At 70.3% G+C, this 10637-nt stretch carries 8 protein-coding genes; 5 read left to right on the forward strand and 3 right to left on the reverse strand.

Annotated elements, in window-relative coordinates:
• The 3 genes from ETD86_RS48780 to ETD86_RS48790 all read left to right on the forward strand — a co-directional run.
• A partial coding sequence (locus tag ETD86_RS48780) for a DUF998 domain-containing protein (protein ID WP_342779357.1) occupies nucleotides 1-626 on the forward strand: 626 nt, incomplete at its 5' end.
• Between the two features lie 43 nt (nucleotides 627-669).
• Nucleotides 670-1044 carry a YciI family protein gene (locus ETD86_RS48785; RefSeq protein ID WP_138673438.1) on the forward strand — a complete coding sequence of 125 codons (375 nt, stop codon included), beginning with the start codon at nucleotides 670-672 and terminating at the stop codon, nucleotides 1042-1044.
• Nucleotides 1045-1105: 61 nt separating this feature from the next.
• On the forward strand, nucleotides 1106-2404 hold the full coding sequence (locus tag ETD86_RS48790) for an RNA polymerase sigma factor (protein WP_138673439.1): 1299 nt from the start codon (nucleotides 1106-1108) through the stop codon (nucleotides 2402-2404).
• A gap of 23 nt (nucleotides 2405-2427) precedes the next feature.
• Here the strand turns inward: ETD86_RS48790 and ETD86_RS48795 are convergent, their stop codons facing one another.
• The 3 genes from ETD86_RS48795 to ETD86_RS48805 form a co-directional block, all read right to left on the reverse strand.
• Nucleotides 2428-3702: a glycosyltransferase family 4 protein gene (locus ETD86_RS48795; protein WP_138673440.1), complete on the reverse strand. Its 1275-nt coding sequence runs from the start codon at nucleotides 3700-3702 to the stop codon at nucleotides 2428-2430.
• Entirely contained in the window at nucleotides 3699-5939 is a 2241-nt protein-coding gene (locus tag ETD86_RS48800; RefSeq protein WP_138673441.1) for a GH92 family glycosyl hydrolase, read from the reverse strand. Before ETD86_RS48800 ends, ETD86_RS48795 begins: the two co-directional genes overlap by 4 nt.
• Nucleotides 5940-6034: 95 nt before the next feature.
• Nucleotides 6035-7864, reverse strand: coding sequence for an ABC transporter ATP-binding protein (locus ETD86_RS48805; protein WP_246149418.1), 1830 nt, complete (start codon nucleotides 7862-7864; stop codon nucleotides 6035-6037).
• A 196-nt stretch (nucleotides 7865-8060) separates the two neighbouring features.
• Between ETD86_RS48805 and ETD86_RS48810 the strand changes: the two genes are divergently transcribed.
• Both ETD86_RS48810 and ETD86_RS48815 read left to right on the forward strand, forming a co-directional pair.
• Nucleotides 8061-8963 (forward strand): hypothetical protein, encoded by a 903-nt coding sequence (locus ETD86_RS48810; protein ID WP_138673442.1) that lies wholly within the window; start codon nucleotides 8061-8063, stop codon nucleotides 8961-8963.
• A 271-nt stretch (nucleotides 8964-9234) separates the two neighbouring features.
• On the forward strand, nucleotides 9235-10398 hold the full coding sequence (locus tag ETD86_RS48815) for a pectate lyase (RefSeq protein WP_138673443.1): 1164 nt from the start codon (nucleotides 9235-9237) through the stop codon (nucleotides 10396-10398).
• Nucleotides 10399-10637 lie beyond the last annotated feature (239 nt).

Raw genomic sequence — 10637 nt, forward strand, 5'->3', positions numbered from 1 at the left:
CCCCCGTGCGCCCCCTGCTGGGCCTCGGCGTCGTCGCCGGTCCGCTGTACGTGACGATCGCCCTGGCCCAGGCGCTCACCCGGGAGGGCTTCGACCTGGCCCGCCACCCCTGGAGCTTCCTGGCCAACGGCGACCTGGGCTGGATCCAGACCGCCAACTTCGTCATCACCGCCCTGGCGACCATCGCCTGCGCCGCCGGACTGCGCCGCGCGCTGTCCCCCGGCCGGGGCGCGCGGTGGGCGCCCCGGCTGGTCGGCGCGTTCGGCGCCAGCATGATCGGTGCCGCGATCTTCCCGGCCGACCCGGCGATGGGCTTCCCTGCCGGAACGCCCGAGGGCCCCGGCACGATCACCCCCTCCGGAATCCTGCACATGGCCGTCGGCGGTGTCGGGTTCCTGTGCATGGTCGCGGCCTGCTACGTCATCGCCTCCCGGTTCGCCCGCGAGGGCCGCAGGGGCTGGGCCGTCTACTCCCGCGTCACCGGCACGTTGTTCCTGGGCGCTTTCCTGGGCATCGCCAGTGGCGGCGGGGTCGCCTGGGCCACCATCACGTTCATCGCCGGGATCGTGGCGGTCTGGAGCTGGCTGTCGCTAGTGTCGCTGAGCCTGTCCCGCAACGCCGCCTGACCTGCCACTTGCACCGCTCGTCAACTCACACGAGGAGAACACCATGCGCTACCTGGTCACACTCAAAGTCTCCGCCCAGCCCGAAGAGCCGCCGCCAGCGGACCTCATGGAGGCCATCTTCAAGCTCGGCCAGCAGGCCACCGAGGCCGGCGCCCTGCTCGACAACAGCGGCTTGGCGCCCAGCGCGGAAGGAGCCAGAGTCGAGGTGTCCGGGGGCCGGCTGACCGTCACCGACGGGCCGTTCGCCGAGGCCAAGGAACTGATCAGCTACGCGCTCTACGAGGTCAAGACCAAGGAGGAGGCCGTGGAGTGGGCCTCTCGCTTCGTCAAGCTGCACCGTGATCTCTGGCCCGGCTGGGAGGGCGAGGCGGACGTGCTGCGGCTGTTCGGGCCCGAGGACTTCGCCCCTCCCGCCTGACTCGCCGCCCCGGTCGCGGGACGCGCACGCGTCCCGCGGCCGGATGCTGTATCCAGGACGCATGACGGTAGCCGATTCCCATCGGGCGGTGGAGGCGGTGTGGCGGATCGAGTCCGCCCGGGTCATCGCCGGTCTGGCCCGCATGGTCCACGACATCGGACTGGCGGAGGAACTCGCGCAGGACGCGCTCGTGGCCGCCCTCGAAGAATGGCCGCGCAAGGGCGTACCCAACAATCCGGGCGCCTGGCTGATGCTGACCGCCAAGCATCGCGCCATCGACCAGTTCCGCCGCCGCGACACCTACGAGCGCAAGCTGCAGGAAGTGGGACGGGACATGGAGCTCCGTCAAGAACGGGCCGAAGCCGAACTCGACGACGCGCTGGACGACCACATCGGTGACGACCTGCTGCGCCTGATCTTCACCGTCTGCCACCCGGTGCTGCCCACCGAGGGCCGGCTCGCCCTCGCCCTTCGTCTCCTGGGCGGCCTCACCACCGAGGAGATCGCGCGGGCGTTCCTCGTGCCCGAGCCGACCGTGGGCCAGCGGATCTTCCGCGCCAAGCGCACCCTCACCGACAAGAAGGTCATGATCGACCTGCCGCCGCCGGGTGAGCTGCCCGACCGGCTCGCCTCCGTACTGGAGATCATCTATCTGATCTTCAACGAGGGCTACGCGGCCACCGCGGGCGACGACTGGATCCGGCCGTCCCTGTGCCAGGAGGCCATGCGGCTGGGCCGTGTCCTGGCCGGGCTCATGCCCGCCGAGCCCGAGGCACATGGGCTGCTGGCGCTCATGGAGATCCAGGCGTCGCGCATCCCCGCCAGGACCGCGCCGGACGGCGCTCCCATCCTGCTTCTCGACCAGGATCGCAGCCGGTGGGACCGGCTGCTCGTCCGCCGGGGGCTGGCCGCGCTGGGTCGCGCCGAGGCGCTGGGCACGCTGGGGCCGTACAGCCTGCAGGCCGCCATCGCCGCCTGCCACGCCCGCGCCCTGACCCCTGAGGCGACCGACTGGGAACGGATGGCCGCCCTGTACCGCCTGCTCGCCCACGTCACTCCGTCGCCGATCGTGGAGCTGAACCGCGCGGTCGCCGTCGGCATGGCCCACGGTCCCGCCCGCGGGCTGGAGATCGCCGACTCCCTCCAGGGCGAACGCGCGCTGCGCGGTTACGCTCACCTGCCCGCCGTCCGCGGGGACCTGCTGGCCAAGCTGGGGCGGGCAGAGGAGGCCGCGGCCGAGTTCGGCCGCGCCGCCGAGCTGACCCGCAACGAACGCGAACGCGCTCTGTTCCGCGCCCGCGCCACCGCCCTCCTGCCGGCCCACGACCGACATCCTGATGACCCGGCGGCCTCCGGCTGACGGTTACCACAGCCAGCCCGGGGTCAGCCGACCCCGACGGCGGGCGCCTCCTGCGGGAACAGCTGGTCGAACACCACACCCCGGTCGAAGGACATCGCGCGGGCGCGGGCACGAAGCTCCAGGTCCTGCCGCTCGGCGGCGGACATGTCCAGGACCACCCGGTCCACGGCCGCGGCCAGGCCGGCGACGTCCCCGGGCTCGACGATGACGGCGGTGTCGCCCACCGCCTCGAGGGTCCCGCCCGTCATGGTGGTGATGATCGGGCCGCCTCCGGCCAGCATCTTCTCGGCCAGGGCGATGCCGAACGTCTCGACGAAGTCGGGCTCGGGCTTGGTGGGCAGGGCGTAGGCGGCGCAGCCGCGCATGAGCAGCGCCTTCTCGTGGTCGTCGACATCGGTGAGGAAGACCACCCGGTCGTCCACCTTGGCCATCTCCCGTACGTGCTCCAGCGCAGGCCCGGTGCCGGCGACGACCAGTTTCACGCGCGACCGGCAGCGCATCTGCCCGAAGGCGGCCAGCAGGTCGTAGATCCCCTTGGCCTGAGTCACCCGGGACAGGAACAGGATGTACTTGTCACGCTCCAGACCGCGTCGCGCGAGTGCGGCGTCCACGTGCGCCGGGTCCAGGCCGACAAAGGCGCCGGAGTCGATCGGCGGGTAGCTGACGGTCACGCGGCGCCGACACTGTTCGGCGAACGTGGTGCCGCAGTGCGCGTCCACCTGCTCGGCCGAGGCGACGATCTCCTCCCGGGTGTACTCGGAGACGGCGACGACCTCGTCGTTGGCCAGGAACGTGGTGAACAGCACGGTCGCCGCGCCGAACCGGCCTTCCCGCAGACACGACCGGATCACGTTGGTCACGTCGGAGCCGACCGCTTTCGCCACGGTGTGCACGTCGGGCGCGTACCCGGCCGCGCGCGCGGCCGCGACCGCGTCGATGACCACCGAGGTGTGCGGCGCGAGGTACATGGACAGGCAGGTCGTGGGCACCGGTTCGGCGAGCAGCTCGACGAGCCGGCCGGTCAGGCCGGCCTGGTGACGCCCGTCCGGCACCCGGTAGTCGCCCACGGCCTCAGGCCGCTCCACGGTGATCCCGGCGCTGTACGGCAACAGCCGGTCCAGCGGCTTGAGCGGCAGCCCGGCCGCCTGCAGCGCCGCAATCGGCCAGGTCAGCAGCCGTACATCGTCGTACCCGCGGGTCAGCGCCACCTCGGCGAGGTTACGCGCCTCGCCGGAGTGGCCACAGATGACCGGGTCGGCTCTGACCACGATGACGAGACGGCGACTGGGGTGGGTCATCGCGTTACCTCCGGTGTTGCGGGTGGTTCAGACAGGGACGGCGGGCGGATCCCCCATCCCCACGCCGATGGCTCGGGGCCCAGCCGCAGGTGCAACAGGCCGCCGCGGTGCACGGTGTCGGCGCTCAGGTGCGTCGCGTGCAGGGGTTTGCCGTTGAGGGTCGCCGACTGGACGTACTGCGCCGGTGAGTCGCGATCGATGCCGTCGACGCCGACCGGCGTCTCGCGGTGGCCGCTGGTCTCGATGACGAACTCACCGCCGCCGACCCGCAGTACGGCCCGGGCGAACGCGGGCGCGTTGACCAGGAACAGGTTCTGCCCCGCGACGGGGAACAGTCCCAGGGACGCCCACACGTACCACGAGCTCAGGCCGCCGGAGTCGTCGTTACCCGGCAGCCCGCCAGGTCCGGTGCCGAACTGCCAGGTCAGCGCCGCGTGCACCACCTGGGCCGTACGGTCGGGGCGGCCCGCGTAGTGGTATGCCCACGGCGCCTCCATGTCGGGCTCGTTGTTCAATCCCTCGAACCGGTTCAGGGCGTATCCGGCCGCCATCTCCGCCGCCTGCGGGCGCCGGCCAGGCTGCGTCACCGGTGCGGCGCCGAACCCGAAGAACCTGTCCAGCTTGTCGACGAAGGCCTCGTCGCCGCCGGCCAGGGCGATCCGCGCGGCCATGTCGTGCAGCAACCGGAACGAGTAATTCCACTTGCCGCCCTCGTAGAACTCCGAGTCGCGCAGCAGTCCCGTGCTCGGGTCGAAGGCGTTGGACCACTGGCGGCCGCGGTTCTCGAGGTCGTCGGCGAGGCTCTTGTCGTTCAGCGCCCGAGCGACCTGTGCCGTGCAGTGGTGGGCGTAGGCGAGGTCGAGGGTGTGCGTGATCGGATGCACCACTCCGTGCTCGAAGAAGTCCTCGCCGTACATACGACGCAGGTCACCGACCATGTGCACGAGCGCCCAGTTCCAGTCCAGGCCCGCCCGGCCGAGCGCGTGGGCGTCCGCCAGCGCGGTGTGCACGAGCGCGCTCGCCTGGCGGAAGAACCGGTCGGCGCCGCGGGCCATCCGGTACCCGATGGGGAAGTTGCCCTCCTCCTCGCAGACCCGGATCAGCGACTCCAGCAGGTCCGTGGCCCGGTCCGGGGCGATGGCCGCGAGCAGCGGCAGCTGTGTCTTGTAGATGTCCCACATGGTGCACACGTCGAACGCGAAGGGTCCTGGGGTCGGCCAGAACGGGCTTTCGTCGTCGGCGAAGCACGGCTTGATCAGCGAATGGTAGAGCGCCGTGGCGAGCACGGTGCGGCGGGCCGGCGTACCACCCTCGACCTGGACCCGGTCGAGGTGCTCGCCCCAGCGGGCCTGGGTCCGGGACCGCACCGCGTCGAACGCCGGCCGGCCCTGCCCGCACTCGCGCTCCAGGTTCTGCCGCGCCTGGTCGCACCCGCGCAGCGAGAACCCGAGCCGCACCTCGATGGTCTGCCCCGGTGCGGCCGGGCCCATGAAGAGCATGCCGAAGGGCCGCAGCGTGGTGTGCCGGATGCTGTCGAAGTCCAGGCGAGTGCCGCCGTCGATGAGCCGCCGGTCGTACCAGAGCATCTGCCGCCAGCCCGGGCTGTCGACGTCCAGGTACACCGACAGCGGGACGCCCTCCATCACCACCGTGCCCTGGGCCCGGCCGTGGCCCATGCTCTCCACCTGTGCCCGCAACGGCACCGTACGGCCGAGCTCGACGTCCAGGCCGCCGCAGGACAGGTCGACCACGACGCGGGCGCTGCTGTGCTCAGGAAACGTGTATCGATGTACGGCGACCTTGGTGCCCACGGTGAGCTCACAGCGAACCCCGGTGGCCAGGGTGGCCGCGTAGTAGCCCGCCTCCGCCACCTCGTCGCGCAGCGGCCAGGCCTCCCCCAGCACGTCCAGCGGCTGCACCATCGGGGTGACCCGGACGTAGTTGTAGTACTTGCGGATCGCGCCGGTGCCGGACTGCTGGAAGTGGGTGAACCCGGACGCCTGCAGCTGCTCGAACATCTCCTCGGGCACACCCTCGGTGTTCTTCGTGTACCGCCCGTACCCGGTGGGGTACGCGCCGGAGTAGGCACAGGCCGAAACCATGCCCAGCGGCGACGTGGCGCCCGGGTGCGTGTTGCCTACCTGCGGTTTCGGCCACCACCAAGTGGCGGCCAGACCTTGCGCTAGAGGCAGGTCGGTCGCCGCGGTGCCGATGAAGGGGTCAACGTTGTCGAGGATGGCGGGACTCTAACCCAGCACGATCCCGCTATAGGTTTCGTGCAGATGAACTCCTGTGTCCAACGGCATTGAGCCGGCGCCGCGATCCGCCCCGGTCATGGCTGGAGCACGTTCTGGCTGTCGTCGTCGACCAGGAAGCCACCGGATTGGTGGTGCCAGAGCCGGGCGTAGGGACCCTGGGCCTCGAGCAACTCGCTGTGGGTGCCCTGCTCCACGACGTGTCCCCGGTTGAGCACGACGAGCCGATCCATGCGGACGACGGTGCTCAGGCGGTGCGCGACCACGAGCGCCGTGCGGTCCTGCATCAGGTGCCACAAGGCTTCTTGGACGAGGACTTCGCTTTCGGAGTCCAGGGCGCTGGTCGCCTCGTCCAGCAGCAGGATCGGGGCGTCGCGCAGGATGGCGCGCGCGAGGGCGACGCGTTGCCGCTGGCCGCCGGAGAGCTTGACGCCACGCTCGCCGACCAAGGTGTCGAAGCCGTCGGGAAGAGCCTCGGCGAACTCCATGACATGCGCCGCCCGCGCCGCCCGGAGGATGTCGGCATCGGTGGCGCCCGGCCGGGCGAACGCGATGTTGTCACGTACCGACCGGTGGAACATGGCGGGTTCCTGGGGGACGTAGGCGATGAGGCTGCGCAGATCGGCTTGGCGCAGCCGAGCGATGTCCTGGCCGCCGATCAGGATCCGGCCGTCGTCGACGTCCATGAGGCGCAGCAACAGCCGGGTGAGGGTGGTCTTGCCGCCGCCGGACCGGCCGACCAGTCCGATCTTGGTGCCGCTGGGAATGTCCAGGTCCAGGTCGTCGAACAGGGGCGGGCCCCCGGCATGCCCGAACGTCACCCGCTCGAAGCGGACGCCCGCGTCCGCCGGGCGCAGCGGCTGCGGGTCGGCCGGGTCCACCACGGTCGCCGGCACGAGGAGCAGCTCGGTGAACTGGGCGGCTTCGGTGAGCACGCTCTCCATGCGCCGGTAGATCTGGTTGAACTCGAACATGATGCTGATCGTGTTGGAGTAGTAGGCGAACGTCACCACGATGGCCTCCACGCCCAGCCCGCCACGGAGCCACACGGCGAGGAGCAGGCCCACGGCGCTGGTGAGGACCGACAGCGGGGCGACGACGGTGTCCACCCGGAGATTGCCGTAGTCCCAGGAACGGAGCGACAGCCTCTGCTGCTCGGCGACCCTGGCCCGGTGCTCGGTGGCTTCGCGATCCTCGGCCGCGAACGCGCGGACCGTCTCCATGTTGGCCAGCACGTCGGCGACGTGGCCCGACACCAGCACCTTGGCGGCCTCACGTTCGTCCACCAGCACCTGGCGACGGCGGATCAGCGGGGCGACGAGAAATCCGGTGACGATGATGAGGCCCACGAGAACGAGGACCAGCAGCGGGTGATACTGCCACAGCACCACCGAGGCGAAGGCCAGCGGCACCACCTTGGCCATGATCGAGAATGTGAGCGTGTCGGCGAAGTCCTCGAACCTGGAGGAGAAGCCCAGCACCCGTTTGGTCAGCGAACCGGCGAAGTTGTCATGGAAGAACGCGGTGTCCTTGGTCAGCAGCGCGTCCATGCCGACCACGCCCAGTCGCTCGATGCCCCGGGCGTCCGCGCGGTTCAGGAAGTGCAGCCCCACCCGCCACAGCGCCTCGCCCGCCAGCAGCACCGCGCCGAAGGCGAGCACGTAAGGCAGGAGCGCCGCGATGGAACCGTCCCCGCCACCGGCCAAATGTCCTACAAGCCCGGCCACCGCCAACGGCGCCAGATAGAACAGGCAGATGTTCCCCAGCGCCGGCAGCGTCAGCGCGGGCACCGCGACCCGCCACTGGCGCCTCAGCTCACCGCAGTAGTAGCGCAGTGCCAGCAGGACCGCCGACTTTCGTCCAGATGAGCCCTCTTCGGATTCCCCGATCGATCCGAGCATCGCCATCCGCCCTCCCCGAGTGCGACACCGCCTCGGCCATGTTGCCGCAGCGTGAGCGGGGACAGCGAACGATTTTCCGGCCGGCGGCGCTCCCCAGCACTCGGTCCCCTCGGCCGTCCGCGCTGACCGTTCCGGTCCCGAACCGAGGGCGTCTATCTTTTGTCAACGATCCGTCGACGCACGGGTTCTATCTTCGGGCGCCATGTCCAGTCACCACGTTGCGGTAGACCGCACTGACATATCCCCCATTTCCGAGAGCGCCACCTCCCCGGAGGACGAGAGCGACGGCAGCGTTCTCGGGCTGCTCGAGCGCATCGGCTCCGTGATCGTCCCCATCGGCGTGGCGCTCTACGCGGTGCTCTACCTCGGCGTCGAAGAGATGTACGGAGTCTTCGGCATCAATCCACAGCAGGCGGGAATCGACCAGTCCGTCCTCTTGGGCCGGCTCATGGGCACCCTGGTCCTGATGTTGCTGATCAGCGTCCCCACGCTCGGCCTCATCGTCGGGTTCTGCTGGCTGGCCGACAGGCTGACCGGTGGCGCGCTCGGCAGGCTCGTCGGAGGCATCCGGCGGCGCCCGTGGATCGCCGCCCTGATCGCCGCGTTGTGGTGCGGTGCGACCTACTGGGGACTGTTCAACATCGTCGGCGACCTCGACCTCGCCGTCATGGTCGTCATCGCCGTCGGGCTCGGGGTGCTGACGTTCCTGGTGCCGTTCCGGCTGCTGCGCCGCAGGCCGGTCGGGCGCGCCGCCACGAAGGTCCTCGTCGGCGCCCTCACCGGCATCGGCCTGGGCTTCCTGCTGATCCTGGCGATGGTCAAGGGCGCGGTCGAGGTCCAGGAGACCGGCCAGGCCAACGACCTGCTCGGCTACGTCGGCTTCCAGGACCAGTGGGCCGTCATCAAGAACGCCGAGGACGACAAGCCGCTCTACGACGGCCGGTGGATGATGCTGCTCGGCGAGAGCGACGGCACGTACGTCTTCTACGACTGCGACAAGCTCGAGACCTTCCGCCGGCCCATGGAGACGACCAATCTCGGCGACATCCAGCTCGACCCCGAGCGGGAGAAAGGCTTCACCTGCGGCGGGCTCGTCACGAACTAGGGGCGGCGGCTCACCTGGGTCAGCCCCCGGAAGTGAAAGTTTCACCGCCGGTCAAGGCTCTTCTCACGGCTGGTGACCTCGGCTGACGTGCCGTTCGCCGGGCCGCGCCCATGGCGGGCCGGCCGCGGTGAGCTTTCCAGGCCCGGCGGTGCGTGCTTAACTCGGCTCACCGCCTTCGGAAAGCGCTTACCGCAGCCTGCCGAGCGCTTTACGGAAGCTCCGCCCGGAACCGCTCATCGTAGGACCAGCCAACCCCCCACGGAGGCGAACGATGCGCCTGAAAGCCGTCCTCGCGTGCGCCGGCCTGTTAGCCGGCGTACTCGTCGCGTTGTCACCGTCGTCGGCGCAAGCCGCCCCCACCCGGTACGAGGCCGAAAGCTCCCCTGCGGTCTGCACCGGCACCATCGACTCCAATTGGGCCGGTTACACCGCCAGCGGCTTCTGCAACGGCAACAACGCCAGCGGCGCCTACGCCCAGTTCACCGTGAACGCCTCCGCCGCCGGCACCGCGACGTTGGGCATCCGCTTCGCCAACGGCACCACCACGGCCCGGCCCGCCGGCCTGATCGTCAACGGGTCCACCGTGCAGACCCCGTCGTTCGAGGGCACCGGCGCGTGGTCGACCTGGGTCACCAAGACGCTGACCGTCTCGGTGAACGCGGGCGGCAACACCATCCGGTTGAACCCGACCACCGCCAACGGCCTGCCCAACGTCGACCACCTCGACTTCGAGGTCGGCAGCCAGCCACCGCCCACGAGTTGGCCGACGCCGACAGGGCAGGTCAGCGTGAACGGCACCATCCAGGTACCGGCTAGCGGCCTGGACGGCGGCATGCGCCGTTACTGCTGCATCGGCGACGGCGGCCAGGAGGAAGACCAGGACCCGATGTTCAGCCTGGCCTCCGGGGCGACCCTGTCGAACGTCATCATCGGCGCGCCCGCCGGCGACGGCGTGCACTGTAGCGGCCCCTGCACGCTGCGCAACGTGTGGTGGGAGGACGTCGGCGAGGACGCGGCCACGTTCCGCGGCAGCGGCTCGCCCTCCTTCCTGGTGGACGGCGGCGGTGCCCGCGCGGCCAGCGACAAGGTCTTCCAGCACAACGGGCCCGGGACGCTGACCGTCCAGAACTTCCAGGCGAACAACTTCGGCACGTTCTACCGTTCGTGCGGGAACTGCTCGTCGCAGTACCAGCGAAACGTGGTGATCCGGAACGTCACGCTGACCCGGCCGGGCAACACGGTGGCCGGCATCAACACCAACTACGGTGACACCGCCCGGTTCACCGGCATCACGATCGTCAACGATCCGAGCCGGGCGATGGTGATCTGCCGCAAGTACCGGGGCAACAACACCGGCGACGAGCCCACCCAGGTGGGTACGGGCGCCGACGGCACCAACTGCATCTACTCCTCCTCCGACATCACCTACCGGTAGCCGGCGGTGAGGTGCCGTCACGGGAAGGACGTCAACGTCGTCCCGTGACGGCCTTCGGCCGCCCGCACACCGAACCCCTGCAAGCCGAGGGCAATCCCCGCGCAAGGCGCCGCCCTTACCGTCGCAGCGTGTCCAAACGACTGATTCTCGGCGGCACCGCCCTCGCGGCGGCCGCAACACTGACGCTCACCACCCCAGCCCTCGCATCCGTCGACGCCGCCCCCGCCGCGGCCGAGGCC

Origin of the sequence: Nonomuraea turkmeniaca (assembly GCF_005889735.1) — a bacterium.
Taxonomy (GTDB): domain Bacteria; phylum Actinomycetota; class Actinomycetes; order Streptosporangiales; family Streptosporangiaceae; genus Nonomuraea; species Nonomuraea turkmeniaca.